At 61.0% G+C, this 18,335-nt stretch carries 22 protein-coding genes; 9 read left to right on the forward strand and 13 right to left on the reverse strand.

The window, feature by feature from the left end:
• The first annotated feature begins 16 nt into the window (after positions 1-16).
• The 4 genes from FJQ55_RS03935 to FJQ55_RS03950 are packed head-to-tail and all read left to right on the forward strand — an operon-like array spanning position 17 to position 3,532.
• Complete coding sequence (locus tag FJQ55_RS03935) at positions 17-1,225, forward strand: FAD-binding protein (protein ID WP_140826395.1); 1,209 nt, start codon at positions 17-19, stop codon at positions 1,223-1,225.
• Positions 1,222-1,602 carry a DUF4870 family protein gene (locus tag FJQ55_RS03940; RefSeq protein ID WP_140826396.1) on the forward strand — a complete coding sequence of 127 codons (381 nt, stop codon included), beginning with the start codon at positions 1,222-1,224 and terminating at the stop codon, positions 1,600-1,602. Before FJQ55_RS03935 ends, FJQ55_RS03940 begins: the two co-directional genes overlap by 4 nt.
• Before the next feature lie 53 nt (positions 1,603-1,655).
• Positions 1,656-2,972, forward strand: coding sequence for a glycolate oxidase subunit GlcF (gene glcF / locus FJQ55_RS03945; RefSeq protein WP_140826397.1), 1,317 nt, complete (start codon positions 1,656-1,658; stop codon positions 2,970-2,972).
• A 59-nt stretch (positions 2,973-3,031) separates the two neighbouring features.
• Entirely contained in the window at positions 3,032-3,532 is a 501-nt protein-coding gene (locus tag FJQ55_RS03950; RefSeq protein WP_140826398.1) for a hypothetical protein, read from the forward strand.
• Here FJQ55_RS03950 and FJQ55_RS03955 read toward each other — a convergent pair.
• The 3 genes from FJQ55_RS03955 to FJQ55_RS03965 all read right to left on the reverse strand — a co-directional run bounded on the left by FJQ55_RS03955 (position 3,520) and on the right by FJQ55_RS03965 (position 5,902).
• Complete coding sequence (locus FJQ55_RS03955; protein ID WP_140826399.1) at positions 3,520-4,179, reverse strand: outer membrane protein; 660 nt, start codon at positions 4,177-4,179, stop codon at positions 3,520-3,522. The genes FJQ55_RS03950 and FJQ55_RS03955 overlap by 13 nt on opposite strands.
• Before the next feature lie 147 nt (positions 4,180-4,326).
• Positions 4,327-5,010, reverse strand: a complete 684-nt coding sequence (locus FJQ55_RS03960; protein WP_140826400.1) for a L,D-transpeptidase — start codon at positions 5,008-5,010, stop codon at positions 4,327-4,329.
• Between the two features lie 91 nt (positions 5,011-5,101).
• Positions 5,102-5,902 (reverse strand): L,D-transpeptidase, encoded by an 801-nt coding sequence (locus FJQ55_RS03965; protein WP_140826401.1) that lies wholly within the window; start codon positions 5,900-5,902, stop codon positions 5,102-5,104.
• Between the two features lie 208 nt (positions 5,903-6,110).
• On the opposite strand from FJQ55_RS03965, the gene FJQ55_RS03970 reads away from it, so the two are divergent.
• The gene (locus FJQ55_RS03970) at positions 6,111-6,746 is read left to right on the forward strand and encodes a DNA-3-methyladenine glycosylase I (protein WP_140826402.1); all 636 of its coding nucleotides are present in this window, start codon (positions 6,111-6,113) and stop codon (positions 6,744-6,746) included.
• A gap of 5 nt (positions 6,747-6,751) precedes the next feature.
• Here the strand turns inward: FJQ55_RS03970 and FJQ55_RS03975 are convergent, their stop codons facing one another.
• The 7 genes from FJQ55_RS03975 to relB all read right to left on the reverse strand — a co-directional run bounded on the left by FJQ55_RS03975 (position 6,752) and on the right by relB (position 10,623).
• Entirely contained in the window at positions 6,752-7,417 is a 666-nt protein-coding gene (locus tag FJQ55_RS03975; RefSeq protein ID WP_140826403.1) for a DNA-3-methyladenine glycosylase I, read from the reverse strand.
• Between the two features lie 7 nt (positions 7,418-7,424).
• A complete protein-coding gene (locus tag FJQ55_RS03980; protein WP_140826404.1) occupies positions 7,425-8,132 on the reverse strand; it encodes an HAD family hydrolase in 708 nt (235 codons plus the stop codon).
• 98 nt (positions 8,133-8,230) lie between these two features.
• Positions 8,231-8,614 carry a CopM family metallochaperone gene (gene copM, locus FJQ55_RS03985; RefSeq protein ID WP_246085016.1) on the reverse strand — a complete coding sequence of 128 codons (384 nt, stop codon included), beginning with the start codon at positions 8,612-8,614 and terminating at the stop codon, positions 8,231-8,233.
• A gap of 63 nt (positions 8,615-8,677) precedes the next feature.
• A complete protein-coding gene (locus FJQ55_RS03990; RefSeq protein ID WP_140826406.1) occupies positions 8,678-9,067 on the reverse strand; it encodes a hypothetical protein in 390 nt (129 codons plus the stop codon).
• A 53-nt stretch (positions 9,068-9,120) separates the two neighbouring features.
• Entirely contained in the window at positions 9,121-9,876 is a 756-nt protein-coding gene (locus FJQ55_RS03995) for a hypothetical protein (RefSeq protein ID WP_140826407.1), read from the reverse strand.
• A gap of 3 nt (positions 9,877-9,879) precedes the next feature.
• Positions 9,880-10,086: a type II toxin-antitoxin system RelE family toxin gene (locus FJQ55_RS04000; RefSeq protein WP_167507719.1), complete on the reverse strand. Its 207-nt coding sequence runs from the start codon at positions 10,084-10,086 to the stop codon at positions 9,880-9,882.
• Positions 10,087-10,131: 45 nt separating this feature from the next.
• Entirely contained in the window at positions 10,132-10,623 is a 492-nt protein-coding gene (gene relB / locus FJQ55_RS23935; protein WP_425467498.1) for a type II toxin-antitoxin system RelB family antitoxin, read from the reverse strand.
• Between relB and hisS the strand changes: the two genes are divergently transcribed.
• The 4 genes from hisS to hisG all read left to right on the forward strand — a co-directional run bounded on the left by hisS (position 10,514) and on the right by hisG (position 14,503).
• Positions 10,514-12,085 (forward strand): histidine--tRNA ligase, encoded by a 1,572-nt coding sequence (gene hisS / locus FJQ55_RS04010; RefSeq protein ID WP_140826409.1) that lies wholly within the window; start codon positions 10,514-10,516, stop codon positions 12,083-12,085. The two genes, relB and hisS, sit on opposite strands and share 110 nt — an antisense overlap.
• Positions 12,085-12,450: a VOC family protein gene (locus tag FJQ55_RS04015; protein WP_140826410.1), complete on the forward strand. Its 366-nt coding sequence runs from the start codon at positions 12,085-12,087 to the stop codon at positions 12,448-12,450. The genes hisS and FJQ55_RS04015 overlap by 1 nt, the downstream gene beginning before the upstream one ends.
• Positions 12,451-12,629: 179 nt before the next feature.
• Entirely contained in the window at positions 12,630-13,811 is a 1,182-nt protein-coding gene (locus FJQ55_RS04025) for an ATP phosphoribosyltransferase regulatory subunit (protein WP_140826411.1), read from the forward strand.
• Positions 13,808-14,503, forward strand: coding sequence for an ATP phosphoribosyltransferase (hisG, locus tag FJQ55_RS04030; RefSeq protein ID WP_140826412.1), 696 nt, complete (start codon positions 13,808-13,810; stop codon positions 14,501-14,503). The genes FJQ55_RS04025 and hisG overlap by 4 nt, the downstream gene beginning before the upstream one ends.
• Before the next feature lie 198 nt (positions 14,504-14,701).
• Here hisG and FJQ55_RS04035 read toward each other — a convergent pair whose 3' ends face one another.
• The 3 genes from FJQ55_RS04035 to groL form a co-directional block, all read right to left on the reverse strand.
• Complete coding sequence (locus FJQ55_RS04035) at positions 14,702-15,151, reverse strand: DoxX family protein (RefSeq protein ID WP_140826413.1); 450 nt, start codon at positions 15,149-15,151, stop codon at positions 14,702-14,704.
• Between the two features lie 242 nt (positions 15,152-15,393).
• Positions 15,394-15,834 (reverse strand): hypothetical protein, encoded by a 441-nt coding sequence (locus FJQ55_RS04040; RefSeq protein WP_208758178.1) that lies wholly within the window; start codon positions 15,832-15,834, stop codon positions 15,394-15,396.
• A gap of 813 nt (positions 15,835-16,647) precedes the next feature.
• A complete protein-coding gene (gene groL, locus FJQ55_RS04045) occupies positions 16,648-18,288 on the reverse strand; it encodes a chaperonin GroEL (RefSeq protein ID WP_140826414.1) in 1,641 nt (546 codons plus the stop codon).
• Between the last annotated feature and the right edge of the window lie 47 nt (positions 18,289-18,335).

Below are 18,335 nucleotides of genomic sequence, written 5' to 3' on the forward strand. Positions count from 1 at the left end.
ATGAGGGGGCTGTCCCGTGCTGACGCCAGCCACCGAAACCGAAGCGTCCGACATCATCCGCGCTCACGCGGAAATCCGCACGCCGATCCATATCCGGGGCGGGGGCACCCGCGCCGGCTTCGGCAATCTCGTCAATGCCGCCGCAACCCTGTCGTCGTCGGGGCTCACCGGCATCACCGCCTATAACCCGGCCGAGATGGTCATGACCGCCCGCGCCGGAACGCCGGTGGCGGAAATTGAAGCCGCATTGGCCGCGAACGGCCAAGGCATGGCTTTCGAGCCGATGGACCATCGCGCCGTGATGGGCACCACGGGAACACCGACCATAGGCGGTCTCTTCGCCGTCAACAGTTCCGGTCCGCGCCGCTTCACGGCAGGTGCCGCCCGCGACCATCTTCTCGGCATCCGCTTCGTCAACGGAACGGGCGAACTGGTGAAGGCCGGCGGCCGGGTGATGAAGAATGTCACCGGCCTCGATCTCGTGAAGCTGCTCGCCGGCTCCTATGGTACGCTCGGCTTCCTCACCGAAGTCACCTTCAAGGTCCTGCCGACGCCGAAGACGACCGCGACCATCCTCATCTCCGGCCTGGAAGACGAGACGGCTGTGCGGGCCATGGCGGCTGCCATGTCGATGTCGGTGGAAGTCTCAGGGGCAGCCCATCTGCCGGAAAGCGTGCGCGGACGTTTCCTTGGCAGCACTTTGCCCGAGGGACCGGTAACGGTGCTCCGGCTCGAGGGTCTGGCCGCATCTGTTGCCGTTCGGGCAGACAAGCTCGAGGCGGCCATGACAGGCTTCGGCCCCGTCACGCGTCTTGGCGCGGACGAGTCCGAAGTCCTCTGGCGTGAAATCCGAGATGTCGCGCCCTATGCCGATAGCACGGATCGTCCGCTCTGGCGTGTTTCCATGGCCCCCTCGCGGGGCCACGAACTCGTGGCGGGCTTACGTCTGCGTGCCGGCGTCGACGCCTTCTATGACTGGCAGGGCGGGCTGATCTGGATGCGCATGGAAGCCGATCCAGAAGCCGATATACTGCGCCATGGCATCCGGAGTTTGGGCGGTGGGCACGCGACCTTGCTGCGGGCAAATCCGGAAATCCGGACAGCGACCCCCGCCTTCGAGCCCCAGTCACGCCCGGTCGCCCTTCTCTCCGAGCGCATCAGGGGAAAACTCGATCCGCACGGCATCTTCAACCCCGGACTGATGACATCAGGAGTGTCTCGATGACCGACCCGAACTTCCGCCCACCTGCCGGCCCCGCCGGGGAGACCTGGTTCTCGCCGGGCCGTCTCAATGCGCAGATGGTTTACGCCCTCTATCTCGTGAGTTTCGTCGTCGGCATCACCGGTATCATCGGTCTCATTATGGCTTATGTGAACCGCGGCAAGGGCGAGCCTTGGGTCGACACCCACTACACCTATGCCATCCGTACCTTCTGGATCGGACTTCTCTACGCGCTGATCGCTTCGATTCTGATGCTGCTGGCGATCGGTTTCATCTTGATCTTTGCCGTCGCCATCTGGATCGTCGTCCGCTGCGTCATTGGCCTGCAAAAGGCTTCTGCCGGAGAACCCATCGCCCGCCCCGAAAGCTGGTGGATCTGAACCTCACGGACACGGCCGTAAGCCGTGCCTGAGTTCGCCTGAGGAGGATCTGCGTGCAGACCAATTTTACCGCCGAACAGCTCGCCGATCCCCATGTGGCGGAAGCGGAATCGATCCTGCGCAAATGCGTGCATTGCGGCTTCTGCACGGCCACCTGTCCGACCTATGTGACGCTCGGCAACGAGCTCGACAGCCCGCGCGGCCGCATCTACCTGATCAAGGACATGCTGGAAAACGGCCGTCCGGCAGACGAGCAGATCGTCACTCATATCGACCGCTGTCTTTCCTGCCTCGCCTGTACCACGACCTGTCCCTCCGGCGTCGACTACATGCATCTGGTCGACCATGCCCGCGTCCACATCGAAAACACCTATCGCCGTCCGCTGATGAACCGGCTGACGCGCAACATGCTGGCCATGGTCCTGCCTTATCCGGACCGCTTTCGTTTCGCGCTGAAGCTCGCCGCGCTCGGGCGCCCCTTCGCCGGCCTCTTGGATCGGGTGAAGGCGCTGAAGCCAATGGCCGCCATGCTGAGGCTTGCGCCGGCAAACGTCCCTCCACCCTCGAAATTTGCCACACCCGCCACCCATGCCGCCGTCGCGCCCCGTCGCGGCCGGGTCGCCATCCTCACCGGCTGCGCACAGCCCGTCCTCGATCCGGGGATAAACGAAGCCGCCATTTCCCTGCTCACCCGTCTCGGTGTCGAGGTCGTTATACCGCCGGGCGAGGGCTGCTGCGGCGCGCTGGTCCATCATATGGGCCGCGAGGCGCAGGCGCTGGACAGCGCCCGTCGCAATGTCGATGTCTGGACCCGCGCCATCGAAGAGGGCGGTCTGGACGCGATTATCGTCACGACCTCGGGCTGCGGCACAACAATCAAGGACTACGGCCACATGCTGCGCCTCGATCCCGCCTATGCCGAAAAGGCCGGCCGGGTCTCGGCGCTTGCGAAAGACATCACAGAATATCTCTCCACCCTCGACCTCCCCGCAGGCGAGACCAGGGGCATGACGGTCGCCTATCATTCCGCCTGTTCCCTGCAGCACGGCCAGAAGGTGACTATGGCGCCGAAACTGCTGCTGAAAGCGGCGGGCTTCACCGTCAAGGACCCGCCGGAGGGCCATCTCTGCTGCGGCTCGGCAGGCACCTACAACATCATGCAACCCGAGATCTCGGCGCGGCTGAAAGCCCGTAAGGTCAAGAATATCGAGTCGACGAGGCCGGATATCATTGCCGCCGGCAATATCGGCTGCATGACTCAGATCGGTTCGGCTACCGGCATTCCCGTGGTCCATACGGTGGAGTTGCTTGACTGGGCCTATGGCGGCAAGAGGCCAGGTGCGTTGCAAAGCATTCACGCGATCGACTGAAGATTTATTAAGCGATTGCTGTTATAACGATCCCAGGATGAAACATCCTGGAGGCTGTTATGGGTAACAGGCACCTGACAATCGCGATGCTCGCACTCTGTTCCTGGACAATGCCCGCATTCGCCGCCGCCGATCGCATCTATTGCGCCGCGTCCGACGCGGCCGTGAATGTGACGCTGGAAACCGGATTCAGCAACAAAGACGAGCAGAGGCTCATTCATTTCCGCGGGATGGTCGCGGTAATGGAGAAAGCGGTACCGCCGGAGTTCCGGCGGATCGAACTTGATTCAGACATGCTGCGTCAATACTGGACGGACGGACGAGACCTTCGCTTCAGCCTACACGCCTTTTCGCCGACTAAATCCCCGGTCTATCGTGTCACCATATCGCTCGTGACGAACCGAAAGACGGACAGCGATCCGCGCTATGATGGCAACTTTCGCCTCGCAGTCCAGAAATTGACGTCGGGCAGCCGCGTCGATGGCGATAGCCTGTTTGAACACGATGTGCCGATATTCTGCGCGATCAAGCGGCCGGTCTGGCCGTCTCAGAACTTGTAGCTGACCCCCACGTTCACCGCATTCGTGAGGATCTGCGTCTTCAGCGTCGTGCTGGAATCGATGTCGACATCGACCCAGGAATAGTTGCCCTTGTATTCGAGAAAGGCGGCCCAGTTCCTGCTGAACTCATAGGCCACGCCCGCCTGCGCTTGCAGGGTTGCGCCGCCGAATTGATACTCGAAGGTCTTGCCCGACCCGCGCGTCACTTCGACATGCGGAACATTCACGCCGGCGCCAGCGCCGATATATGGCACGAACTTTGTCCCCCCGATCGGCATGCGATAAAGCGCATTCAGCGTCAGAAGGTTGAGCCCATCGGAAAATTCGAAATGCGACCAGCCGGATGACGCGAGTGTCTCATCATCGGCATAGACCTTGGCATGACTGAAATCGACGGAAAGGCCGAGGTTCGGTTTCCCCAGACCATCCATCCACCAGGTGCCACGCACGCCGTAATACGGTGGGCTCTCGAAAGATCGTCCTTCCCAGCCGGCTCGGAAATCCGTTCCGTCGGAAAGATCGATGTCACTGTGCGGCGCGGTCTGAAAGCCGCTATAGACCGAGATCGCCATCTCTGCATGGGCAGCAGAAGTCAAGGCTGTGATCAGGACGCCGGCCAGGGCCAGCGGAAATGCGCGTGATGTCATCAAGAAGCCCCCGGACGGTCTGGCAGACGGGCTGATCCGCCTGCCGTTCACGGAAGACTGCCCCGACGAGGCGACAGGAAGATGACAGCAAAACGGCCGCGCTGGATTGCGCGGCCGCGAGTGTATCCTCCGCAAATGGCTCCTGGTTCAGCCGCCGAAGATCGTGCGCAGGATGTCGATGCCCTTGTCGTCGAAGGAAACGTCGCCCTGTTTGTTGCCCGGGCCAACGACGATCACCTTGGCGCCGATCTCGGCGCGATCATAGAGATGCTCGACATCCTTGTTCATCATGCGGATGCAGCCGGACGACATGTTGAGGCCGATCGTCCAGGGCTGGTTGGTGCCGTGAATGCGGAAAATCGTGTCGCGGCCACCCTTGTAGAGATACATGGCGCGCGCCCCGAGCGGATTGTCCGGGCCGCCTTCCTGCACGACCGGCAGTATATGGCCTTTGGCGGCTTCACGGCGGCGCATTTCTTCCGGTGGGCGCCATTCCGGCCATTCCGACTTGCGGCCGATCTTCACCACGCCCGACCAGCCGAAGCCGTCACGACCGACGCCGACGCCGTAACGGGTCGCGCGATTGTTGCCTTCGACGAAGTAGAGGAACTTGTTGTTGGTGTCGATGATGATGGTGCCGGGCTTTTCGTCGGTCGTCAGCCGGACGACCTTGCGCTTGAACTTCTCGGCAACCTGCTTCTGCTGCACGACAAGCGTGACATCGCTCGACGTCTGGACGCGGTTGAGAGTGAGGGCGCTTGCCGGCATGGGAAGCAGGAAAGTCGCCGCGATCATGGTCGCGGCAACCCGGGTCGTGATGGAATCGAGCATGGTTGGTCCCCTGGATTTACTGGGGTGAGAGCCTAGCCGCTTCCTTTGCTAATGCAAGAGCCGAGCCGGCGATTGTGATGTGGAGAGTGTCTCAGATCACAATCACCTTGGTCCCGACCTTCACCCGATCATAAAGATCGGTCACGTCCTCGTTGCGCATGCGAATGCAACCGGATGAGACGCCGCTGCCGATCGACCAGGGTGCATTGGTGCCGTGGATCCGGTAGAGGGTGGAACCGAGATACATGGCGCGTGCGCCAAGAGGATTTTCCGGTCCGCCTTCCATGCTGGCCGGCAGATAGTGACCCTTGGCCGCCTCGCGCGCGATCATTTCCTGCGGCGGGTTCCACGAGGGCCATTCGCGCTTCGCCGTGACCTTGTGCGTGCCGGCCCACTCGAACCCCGGTTTGCCGACGCCGACGCCATAGCGCTTGGCCATGCCGTTTTCCATCACGAGGTAGAGGAAGCGCTGGCGTGTATCGATGACGATCGTGCCCGGCTTCTCCGTGGTCTGGTACTCGACCATCTGCGGCAGGAACTGTGGCTCGATCTGCGTGCGCACCGGCTTGTTCGGGCGCATGGCGACCTGCTGGAGGGGTGGCTGCTGTCCAAAAAGAACGCGGCGCTGCTGCAGCACTGGACGCTGTTGAACGGGCTGAGTCTGCAGGGTCTGCTGACGATAGACAGGCACCATCTGGCGACCGGCGTTGGCGACCGGCCGCGTCGCGTAACCCCGTCTCTGCGGCGGCAGACCGCCGAGTTGCAGCAGCCAGGCCGCCTGCAGGTCCGGGCTCACCATCACAGGGGGGCGGCTCTGGTAACGGTCGTTTGCGGTAGCGGAAAAGGCAAATGACAGGCTGGCGATGAGGGCCAGGATTGATTTCTTCAACATCGGACAACTCGCAACATGGGACCGAAGGCGGCGGCAGGCAGAAAACCGGCCGGGTTCATGCTGATCGTGCCAGAGCGAGCGCCGCCATTTGGTAAAGAGCAGTTCATGAAAATGCGATCGAAGCCGTAAACCTTTCAGAAGGGTTAGCAGTCGGTTTGGAAAAGTCGTGAACAAATGGTAAACGCAGCTAAACGTGTGGGAGAATCGCATGGACGGCGTGGCGGAAGGACTGATGCGGGGAGAGGACGGCCTCGACCGCTGTTTCTGGCACGGCGGGCTGGAAGACTACCGCCGCTATCACGACGCGGAATGGGGGACGCCCGTCACCGATGATGTGAGGCTCTTCGAAAAGATCTGCCTCGAAGGTTTCCAGTCAGGTCTCTCTTGGCTGACGATCCTGAGAAAACGAGAGAATTTCCGTGCCGCCTTCGCCGGCTTTAATTTTCATCAGGTCGCCCACTTCGGCGACGAGGACATCGCCCGTTGCCTGGCCGATGCCGGCATCATCCGCCACCGCGGCAAGATCGTTTCGACGATCAACAATGCCCGCCGCGCCGTCGATCTGAAGGGCGAATTCGGCTCGCTCGCCCGGTACTTCTGGGGCTTCGAGCCTGATGTCTCCGAGCGTCCGCCACGCATGGACTATGCCACGTTGAAGGCTAATCCAACCTCGCCAACCTCGATCCGCCTGTCCAAAGACCTGAAGAAGCGCGGCTGGACCTTTGTCGGCCCGACCACAGTCTATGCCTTCATGCAGGCCATGGGCCTGGTCAACGATCATATCGAGGGATGCTGCTGCCGCGAGCGCATCGAGGACCTGAGGGCGAAGTTCGTCCGACCCTAGGCATTTCATTCGATGCTGAGCGCCAGCACCCGGCTTATCTCCGTCAGCGACCGTCCGGACTGATCCCGCCAGGTATTGAAGGCAGCCTGCACGGCGGCCTTGTCGCGGGCCGATGTCGGCGCCTTCGTCACGATCCCCTCTGCGATCAGGCGATTGACCACACTTCGCGACAGGATGAAGCTGTCGATCCCGGCAAAGCGCAGGAAATACTGTCCCGTATTGCCGCCGAGCCGTGCCCCCTTTTTCTGCAACAGATCGAGCAGGCCGACATAGTTCTCGGTAGGCCAACTGGCAAAAAGGGCACCTGTCGAGCCATGCTCGCGCGCGATGTCCGACAGGAAGACAGCATTCTCCTGCACGGCGCGGATCTTCGGTCCATGGCGCACAATGCGGGCGTCCGACACCAGTCGCCCGAAATCCTCGTCATGCAGCATGGCGCATCGGCCAATGTCGAAGCCGTCGAAAGCCGCCTCGAAACCCGGCCACATCGCCTCGACGACCTTCCAGTTGAAGCCGGACTGGAAAATGCATTTCGTCATCAGCGCCAGGAAGCGATCATCCGGTGTTGTCCGGATGGCGTCAGACGGCTTCGGATATTGAAGGTTTTCCAGGACTGCCGGCTCTCCCTTTCGGGAGATGGCCAATCCGTAGATGTCATCGAAGTGTCGCATGCGGCGTTCAATCCTGCAGGCGGGCGACGAGATCCGGCACATGACCGAGATCGGGAATCTCCCGGAAACGGGGTGCCTCCACCGGTTTCTCGACATGCTCCAGCACCCAGGTCAGTTCATGCGGCACGAACACACCCCAGGCACCAGCCGCAATCGCCGGCACGATGTCAGATTTCAGCGAATTGCCGATCATCATCGCCCGCTCCGGACCATCGCCATGTTTGCCAAAAATGCGTCGATAGGTCGTGGCCGTCTTGTCTGAGACGATCTCGACCGCGTCGAAATAGTCTCCGAGGCCGGATTGCGCCAGCTTGCGCTCCTGATCGAACAGATCGCCCTTCGTAATCAGCACCAGGAAATACTGCCCCGTCAGTGCTTCCAGCGCCTCGCGCGCATGCGGCAGGCATTCGACGGGATGGCCGAGCAGATTGCGCCCGATCGACAGGATCTCGGAGATCACGCTGGTCGGCACGCGCCCCTCGGTGATCTCAAGCGCCGTCTCGATCATCGACAGCGTGAAGCCTTTGATGCCGAAGCCGTAATGCGCCAGGTTGCGCTTCTCGGCATCGAGAAGCCGTTCGGAAATATGGTCTCCTTCGGCAAAATCCTTGAGCAGGCTGCGGAAATGCGCCTCCGTGAGCTTGTAGTACTGCTCGTTCTGCCAGAGCGTGTCGTCGGCATCGAAGCCGATGACGGTGACGGGTCTCATCGACATGAAGCCTCCTTATCGATCAGGCGGCCGAGACTAATCGCTCTCCTGGGCAAAGCAATGGCGCCGCGAGGCGCCATTGCAGCTTTTCGGAAGAGGGAGGCTTACTGCCCGTTCTTGGCCAGCCATGCCTTCATCATGGCAATTTCGCCCTCTTGGGCCTTGATCACATCCTCCGCCAGCTTGCGAATTTCCGGATCCTTGCCGTGTTCGAGCACGATCTTCGCCATGTCGATCGCACCCTGATGATGCGGGATCATGCCTTGGACGAAGTCGACATCGGCATTGCCGGTGAGCGGCACGGCCATGTCCTGATGCATCTTGGCATTGGCCTCGGCAAAGGCCTTGGAGGACGGACTGTCATCCATCATGCCATGGTCCATCGAGGACATGTCATGGCCCTGATGCATGGTGTTGTCCTGGGCGACGGCGGATGCGGTGACGAGTGCGGTCGCAAGCGATGCCGCAACGAAAATAGTCTTCAGCATTGAAATCTCCTGTGCTGATCGATGATGGATGGTCGCAGCCAGACGCTGCGCGGCTTCATCGGTTCAGGCGCGGGGAGGGGGCGTGAGTGGTGCTGACAGCTGCGATACGAGTTGCGGCATTGGCAATGCGGCTTCCGCTGCCCGTGCGGCTTTGCCGCCAGTGGCAATTGCGGGAGTGGCCGGCAGTGTAAGACAGGTTGCGCAATGCCCATTGATCTTCACCGGCTTGGCACTTTCGTCGATACCGTCGCCAGCATCGGCAAGGGTCTTACTGGTGCCCGAATGCGGACAGTCGACATCCACCACGGTTTTTGCCACTGACGCAGGTTGAAGGTCCTCGCCGTGATCCGTCATCTGCGCCACAGGCATCGCCATCGCCGACATGCCGGTTAAGGGCATGGCACCATAGGCAAGCGCTGCAATCAGCAGCATGAAGCGGACAAGCGATCTCATACGATGAAGATGATGCTGGATCTGGACGAAAGCAAGGCTGCGGGTCCCGAAGTTTACCGGGCGACGACCCGATGCACTATCTGGTAGTCGCGGCTCTCTTCGCCAAAGGGAATGACTGGCCAATCCCAGAAGGTCGCAGGCGTGCCGAGATCGACGCCGTGCATGAGGTCTTCAGTTCCATGCTCAGCACCCGATCGGTCCAAAATGGTATAGGAAACATCGGTCACAAGGACCGTCTGCGCCGCCACCTGTGCCATTCCGTCGAGATGGGCCTTGACCAGACCCGGCAGCAGATCATCCGTTACCGCCTGGCGCTCCATCCCCGAAATCCGCCTGCTGGCGCCGATGCCGATCTGCGACAGCAGATTGGCCGAGGCGACGAAATCGAGATAGGGCACCTGCCGCAGGAAGGAGAGCGGTTCGGCTGTTTGACCCGCGAGCATGGCATCGAGGCCCGACAGATCCCGCTCGATCAGCCGCAGGTTCTTGAGGCCTTTGGCCATGATCCAGCCGCGCACGCTGGCCAGATGCACGAGATCAACGAGAACCACCGTATCGAACAGCCGGGACAACTCGATCACCGGCACATCCCGCAACAGTCCCGACCCCAGCACCACGGCCGTCCGCCGTTGCCGACATCCCTGGGTCGCCCTCAGAATGGCCGCCTTCGTCTGCCGCTCATGCTCGGCCCAGGCGGCCCGGCACCGATTTACCCGGGCCCACAGATTGACCGAGGAGCGGATGAACGGGCGATGGCCAGCCGAGGTCAGCGGCCAGGTCGCGGCATAATTCAGGGCTTCGAGGATCATGATTTACCGATAGACGGAGCCGCGATGGCCGATCTCGACCACGAGCACAATGAGTTTGCCGTCCTGGATATCGCAGATGATGCGGTAGTCGCCAACTGTGTAGCGCCAATAGGCACCAAGCTTGCTGTCATGAAGAGGATCGCCAAGGCTTCGTGGGTTGTCATGTTTGGCAAGCCGCTCTTCCAGAAACTGTTTTATACGGCGACGAATGACGGGATCGAGTTATCGATCTTTTTCCGAACAGGCTGGCGATATTCAATCGTCCAGGCCACGCCAGAACTCCTCGGAACTGACGACCTTGTCCTCTCCGCTCTGTATTCGCTTCATGGCCTCATCGGCGGCGGCGAGGTCCTGAAGATTCTCAAGTTCGCGCTGGATCATCTGACGTAGATAATCATCCGGCTCGGCACCGGCCTCCGACGCGTATTCAACGATCAACTGATGCATTTCTTCCGGCATCTCGAGCGTGACGCGCTTGTTCATCGGTCCAACCTCTGGTTCCGCGTGCAAACTTACCACCAAACACACCCATTTTCCAGCATCCGCCCTCCGCGCCGCCCGCCTTCGCCCTTGCCGCCAAATCCTTGATCCTCTAAGACACCGGCACCTTTCTGAAACGAGAATTCCGGTTGTCATCATGAGCGAGAAGAACAAGAAGCCGCAAAAGCTGAAGGCCCGCCTGCCGCGCGGCTTCGTCGATCGCGAGGCCGCCGATATTCGTGCTGCCAACCAGATGATGGAGACCATCCGCGAGGTCTACGAGCGCTACGGCTTCGATCCGATCGAGACCCCGCTCTTCGAATATACCGATGCGCTGGGGAAATTCCTGCCCGACAGTGACCGACCGAACGAAGGCGTCTTCTCGCTGCAGGACGATGACGAGCAATGGATGTCGCTACGCTACGACCTGACCGCGCCGATGGCCCGTCATGTCGCGGAGAATTTTCAAGCGATCCAGCTGCCGTTCCGCACCTATCGCGCCGGCTACGTTTTCCGTAATGAGAAGCCGGGCCCGGGCCGTTTCCGCCAGTTCATGCAGTTCGATGCCGACACCGTCGGCGCGCCCGGCGTCCAGTCCGATGCCGAGATGTGCATGATGATGGCCGACACGCTGGAAGCGCTCGGCATCAAGCGCGGCGACTATGTGATCCGGGTCAACAACCGGAAGGTTTTGGATGGCGTCATGGAGGCGATCGGCCTCGGCGGCGAGGAGAATGCCGGCCGTCGCCTGACAGTGCTTCGCGCCATCGACAAGTTCGACAAGTTCGGTATCGAAGGCGTGCGGCTGTTGCTCGGAGAAGGTCGCAAGGATGAGTCAGGCGATTTTACTAAGGGGGCCGGGCTTAAACAAAGTCACATAGAACTCGTTGCGAATTTGTTCTTGAAGGCGAACGACGGCGAAGCGACCAGACAGATCCAAGCGTCAGAACGCGCCCGGCAAGCGATGCAGTTGCCTTTGCAAGGCGTCCTTGGTGGGGGCATGCAAAACGAGACATACCTAGCCGGTATGGATGAGCTGCTTAGCCTAGAGAAAATGGTCAAGGCAGCTGGTTATGGGCCGGAGCGCATTCTGATCGACAAGTCGGTTGTCCGTGGCCTCGAATACTACACCGGGATGGTCTACGAAGCCGAACTCACCTTCGACGTCACCAACGAAAAGGGCGAGAAAGTCGTCTTCGGCTCGGTCGGCGGTGGCGGCCGCTATGACGGCCTCGTCTCGCGCTTCATGGGCCAGCCGGTCCCGGCCACGGGCTTCTCCATCGGCGTCTCGCGCCTGATGACGGCCTTGAAGAACCTCGGCAAGCTCGGCCAGGACGACGTGCAAGGCCCGGTCCTTGTCACAGTCATGGATGGTGATATCGAAAGCATGGGCCGCTACCAGCGCTTCACGCAACAGCTTCGCGCTGAAGGCATCCGCGCCGAAATGTATCAGGGCAACTGGAAGAAGTTCGGCAACCAGCTGAAATATGCCGACCGCCGCGGCGCCCCGATCGCCATCATCCAGGGTGGTGATGAACGCGCGCAAGGCGTCGTCCAGATCAAGGACCTGATCGAGGGCAAGCGCCTCTCCGGCGAGATTACCGACAACGCCGAATGGCGCGAGGCCCGCGTCGCGCAGGAAGTGGTGCCGGAGGCCGAGCTGGTCGCCAAGGTCAAGGAAATCCTGGCCGCCCAGGCGGAAGATCGTCGTCGGGCGAAGGGGCAGTAATGGCTCTTTTGGGGCTTCACCATGTTCATCTGGCCATGCCGTCAGGTGGTGAGGACCAGGCGCGCGCCTTCTATGGCGATGTGCTGGGACTGGTCGAAGTGCAGAAGCCGGAGAATCTGGCGCGTCGTGGCGGCTGCTGGTTTGAGCTGGGTGATCTTCGCATCCATCTCGGCGTCGAAGAGGAATTCCGCGCCGCGCGCAAGGCGCATCCGGCTCTGCTCGTCGATAACCTTGCCGGATTAACGGCTCGGATTGATGCTGCAGGGTTCCAGATCGTGTCCGATGAACCGTTGTTGGGGTTTGAAAGACTTTATGTCTATGACCCCTTCGGCAATCGGATCGAGTTGATGCAGGCAGTTGGTTGAATGATCATGATTGATATAGTGCCGAGCGTTTACCCCCCTCTGTCACTTCGTGACATCTTCCCTACAGGGGGGGAGAGTAGTGGCGGCGCGAGACGTCGGCCCCAATCCGCTCTCCCCCCTTGTGGGGGAGATGCCCGGCAGGGCAGAGGGGGGTATCAACACATTCCAGGTTCAATCTCATGCCCCTGACCGACATGCCGGATTTCGCCGGTACCATCCTGCAGGAATTCGCGTCGCGCGGCACCACCCGCGTCGATACCCCCGTGATTCAGCCGGCCGCCCCCTTCCTCGACATGGCGGGTGAAGACCTGCGCCGCCGCATCTTCCTGACCGAGAACGAGCGCGGCGAAAGCCTCTGCCTGCGTCCGGAATTCACCATTCCCGTCTGTCTCCGCCACATCGAAACCGCGACCGGCACGCCGAAGCGTTATGCCTATCTCGGCGAAGTTTTCCGTCAGCGGCGCGAAGGCCCGCAGGAATTCTATCAGGCCGGCATCGAGGATCTCGGCGATATCGCAACCGCCGCAGCGGATGCCCGAGCGATTGCGGACAGCGTGGCGATTCTCACCCGCCTGCTGCCGACCAAGCCGCTGACGGTCACCCTTGGCGATCAGTCGGTATTTGAGGCCGTGGTCAAGGCGCTCGGCCTGCCCGCCGGCTGGCAGAAGCGCCTGATCCAGGCCTTCGGCAACCCTGTCCAGATCGACCAGCTCCTGCGCACGCTCGCCACCCCGACGCCGGTGCCGGGTCTGGCCCCGGAGGTTTCGGACCTTCTGGCAAAGGGTGACCAGGACGCCCTGATCGCCCATATCGATGCGACCATGCAGGAAACCGGCTATCTCACCAATGCCAGCCGCACGCCCGCCGAGATCGCCCGCCGCCTGAAGGAAAAGCTGGAGCTTTCCGAGACCCGTCTCGATGGCGCGGCTCTTCTTTTGCTGCGCGAATTCCTCTCGCTCGAACTGCCGCTTGCCGACGCCTCGGCAGCCCTTGCCGGCTTTGCCGATGCCGCTGGCCTGGAGCTTGGTTCGGCGCTCGGCCGCTTCGACGAACGCGTCGCAGCGCTTGCCAATATCGGCACGGATCTCACCCGCATCACCTACCGCGCCGCCTTCGGCCGTCCGCTGGATTATTACACCGGCCTCGTCTTCGAGGTGGCCGTGGAAGGCAAGCCCGCCGTGCTCGCGGGCGGTGGCCGCTTCGACCGGCTGCTGACCCTGCTTGGCGCCGAAAGTCATATTCCCGCCGTCGGCTTCTCGCTCTGGCTGGATCGCATTGATTCCGAAAGGGCGGACGCGGCGATCCGAAAAGTGGATGCCGGTTTTCGGACGGAATCGCCGCGCAAGGAGGGAAGCAAATGACCATCACCATCGGTCTGCCTTCTAAGGGCCGCATGAAGGACGATGCCTCCGCCATCTTCGAGCGTGCCGGCATGAAGATCGTCGCCGTCGGCAACGACCGCTCCTATCGCGGCCGCGTCGAAGGTTTCGACGATGTCGAGATCGCCTATCTCTCCGCCTCCGAGATCTCCCGCGAGATCGGCAATGGCACCGTCGATTTCGGCGTCACCGGCGAAGACCTGATCCGCGAGGGGCTGGCGGAAGCAGACAGCCGCGTCGAGATTGCCGCGCGCCTCGGCTTCGGCCATGCCGATGTCGTCGTGGCAGTCCCTGAGATCTGGTACGACGTCGACACCATGGCCGATCTGGGCGATGTCGCAGCCGAATTCCGCACCCGCCATGGCCGGCGCCTCGCGATCGCCACGAAATACTGGCGCCTGACGCAACAGCACTTTTCGGGAAGCCACGGTATCCAGCTCTATCGCATCGTCGAAAGCCTGGGCGCCACCGAAGGCGCACCCGCTGCCGGCCAGGCCGACATTATTGTCGACATCACCTCGACCGGCTCGACCTTGAGAGCCAACCACCTGAAGGTCCTTTCAGACGGCGTGATCCTGCGCTCCGAGGCCTGCCTTGTGCGGGCGAGAAAGCCGGAGCATGAGGGCAATGCCATGATCGGCCGGATCGTCGAGGCCGTGCGCGGGGTTCTCTAAGCCGGAGACGAGATTTGCTTCTCACCCTGACCCTCTCCCCGCTTGCGGGGAGAGGGGATGGCAGGCGTTGGCGGGTCCGCCCTTCTCCCCGCCTGCGGGGAGAAGGTGCCCGAAGGGCGGATGAGGGGCAGCTATCACAGCACGAAAAAACCCGCCGGATCGCTCCAGCGGGTTCCTTTTAGCCTTTAAGGGCAGGGATCAGGCGGTGACGGCGGAAGCCGAACCGCGGCGGGCGTCGAGCGAGTAGGCGCCGGCACCGACGATGGCGAGAGCGATATAGCCGCCGGCGAGCGTGATGTTCTTCATCATCATGATCTGGTTCAGCGTGTTGATCCAGCCAAGTGCGCCTTCCGGCCAGCCTTCGATGGCAACCGTGCCGGAATGGAAGACGAGACCGGTGAACACGCAGAACAGCGCGAGCGCCCAGGCGGTCAGCTTGGTCTGGAATCCGACGAGGACGAAGAGGCCGGCGACGAGTTCGAAGAGACCGGCAACGTAGGCCAGTGCCGTGGCAGCCGGGAAGCCGGCGCCGGTGATCATACCGGCAGTGCCAGCCGGATCGGCAACCTTGCCGAAGCCGGAGAGGATGAACATGAAGGACAGGAGAATGCGGATAAGGACGAGAAGGCCATTATTGGTGGTGGACATCTTAGGCTCCATGGGTTTGTCGCTGAAACCACACCCCGTGTGGGCTTCAGAATGTGCATCCTAGATGCCTCCATTTTTGCTTGAGCGATAGATTAACGACGTTTAACTGTTCGTTCACAAAAACAGAACAATCCTCATTCCAATTGGCCCTAGTTGTAAACACTGATGCGCACAATCCTGCTGTCGACCCTTAGCCGGTCGCCGGCACGAAGCGTCGTTGGTCAACTCGCTCGTGGTGACAATCACACAGGGGTTACGGTTGCGGTCGTGGGCAACTGGAAGCGCGGAAAAATGAACAGTCCCACCATCGTCCCCCGCGTGCCGTCGAAGCCGGTGGATTCGCCGATGCAAAAGACCGGCTGCCTTTGATGGGCTGCAGAGAGGATGGTTGTCGAATAGCAGAAGCGCGAAGGCTCCGTGGCCGCCTGTTCGAATAGCCGCAGAATGTGCCCCCGATCGGCGGAATCGTAGCAGCGCATCATGGTCAACAGACCGCACTCGTGGCTATCGAGCCCATGAAGTTGCCGCGCTCGACTGCCGAGCGTCAGAATGCCGTTTGTCAGATCGCCCGTCCAATCCTCGGATATTCCGAATCGGCAGGCGTTCTGACCGAGGAAACGGTCGGATTCCGGATCGCCCACCGCAAAACTGGTCGCGAGATCTGCATTTGCAATTTTGAACAAGGTTGTCCCCAAGCCGAGGCCGAAACGGCCCTCACCATGCTGGAGGTCTTGCCCCGCCGGGCAAAACATCCGAAGTCCCCCACCGGCCCAGGCCGGCATTTCGTTGAATGGAAGCGTGCCGGTGAGAGCCTGCACGCCTTCGTCTCACCTCCGCAGGGGCCCCCACCTGCGGTCCTGGAGCAACCCAGAATCACGTCCGAAACCTTTATATATGAATAATCTAACTCACATCTAAAGGTTTTCACCGGATAGTGCCGCGTCCTAGCGGCAACTCCGGCAAAATTTGGCCAAATCCCGGAACCTGCCCCTTCTGGCGACCAAGCTGGTCCCCAAGTATAGGTTGCAAGTCCGACGGGTTTCGCCGCCAAAAATTAATCCGCTAGATACCATGAAAGTATTTAGATGAAAACGCCTCACCTTCGAGGATACGACAAACTATCGACGATTTGTCCCCAAGCATTGCAACTAAATATTAGGGCAGTCTAATCTTTCTGGTGCGCTCGACGGCCAGATAGCTTTCGCGCCAGAAGTGTCAGTTCAATTAAGGAGCGCTTGGTTAACAAGTATTCATATTCGAATTCGATGTGTCAACACGCACGACGAATGGTTGTGTGTTGATTTGCGGATGGGGCTTTCACGACACGTTCCCAGACGCAAAAAGGGCGGCCCGAGAGCCGCCCTTCGAAACCAGACCGTATGGTAGACCCGGAGGTCTTACATCATGTCCATGCCGCCAGTTCAGCGCGCTTGACGCGCTGAACCACTTTAGGTGATGGGCGGCTTCTATGGACCTGATGGTAAGACCCGAAGGTCTTACATCATGTCCATGCCGCCCATGCCGCCCATGCCGCCCGGCATGCCGCCAGCAGCTTCCTTCTTCGGAAGTTCGGCGATCATGGCTTCGGTGGTGATGAGCAGCGAGGCAACCGAAGCTGCGTTCTGCAGGGCGGTGCGAACGACCTTGACCGGGTCGACGATACCCATGGCGATCATGTCGCCGAATTCGCCGGTCTGGGCGTTGTAGCCGTAGTTTTCTTCGTTCTTGTCGAGGATCTTGCCGACGATGATCGAAGCTTCGTCACCGGCGTTGGTGGCGATCTGGCGAACCAGCGACTGGAGAGCGCGGCGAACGATGTTGATGCCGGCTTCCTGGTCGTCGTTTGCACCCTTTGCGGTGATCTTCGTGGAAGAGCGCAGGAGAGCGGTACCACCGCCGGGCACGATGCCTTCCTGAACGGCGGCGCGCGTTGCGTTCAGCGCGTCGTCGATGCGGTCCTTGCGTTCCTTGACTTCGATTTCGGTCGAGCCGCCAACGCGGATGACGGCAACGCCGCCAGCGAGCTTGGCAAGGCGCTCCTGCAGCTTTTCGCGGTCGTAGTCCGAAGTGGTTTCTTCGATCTGCGCCTTGATCTGGGCGACGCGGCCTTCGATGTCGCTCTTGGAGCCAGCACCATCAACGATGGTGGTGTTTTCCTTGGTGATCGAGATCTTCTTAGCGCGGCCGAGCATGTCGAGCGTAACCGACTCGAGCTTGATGCCAAGGTCTTCCGAGATGACAGTGCCGCCCGACAGGATGGCGATGTCTTCCAGCATGGCCTTGCGGCGGTCGCCGAAGCCCGGAGCCTTGACGGCAGCGATCTTCAGACCGCCGCGCAGCTTGTTGACGACGAGGGTCGCGAGGGCTTCGCCTTCCACGTCTTCAGCGATGATGACGAGCGGCTTGCCGGTCTGAACGACAGCTTCGAGAACCGGCAGCATGGCCTGGAGGTTCGAGAGCTTCTTTTCGTGCAGAAGGATGTAAGCGTCGTCGAGATCGGCGACCATCTTTTCCGGGTTGGTCACGAAGTAGGGCGACAGGTAGCCGCGGTCGAACTGCATGCCTTCGACGACTTCGAGTTCGGTTTCAGCGGTCTTGGCTTCTTCGACGGTGATGACGCCTTCGTTGCCGACCTTCTGCATGGCTTCGGCAATGTCCTTGCCGACCTGCGTGTCGCCGTTGGCCGAGATCGTGCCGACCTGGGCAACTTCTTCCGAAGTCGAGATCTTCTTGGCCTTGGCCTGGAGGTCCTTGACGACTTCAGCAACGGCCAGATCGATGCCGCGCTTCAGGTCCATCGGGTTCATGCCGGCAGCGACGGCCTTGTTGCCTTCGCGAACGATGGCCTGGGCAAGAACGGTTGCGGTCGTGGTGCCGTCACCGGCGATGTCGTTGGTCTTCGAAGCAACTTCGCGGACCATCTGGGCGCCCATGTTCTCGAACTTGTCTTCCAGTTCGATTTCCTTGGCGACCGAAACACCGTCCTTGGTGATGCGCGGAGCGCCGAAGGACTTGTCGATGATGACGTTGCGACCCTTCGGGCCGAGGGTAACCTTCACGGCGTCAGCGAGGATATCGACGCCATGCAGCATCTTTTCGCGCGCGGTGCGGCCAAACTTGATTTCTTTAGCAGCCATGTTCAAAACTCCCGGGCGTCTAGCCCATTGGTGAATTGTTAAAGAGG

Source organism: Rhizobium glycinendophyticum (genome assembly GCF_006443685.1).
Lineage (GTDB): Bacteria > Pseudomonadota > Alphaproteobacteria > Rhizobiales > Rhizobiaceae > Allorhizobium > Allorhizobium glycinendophyticum.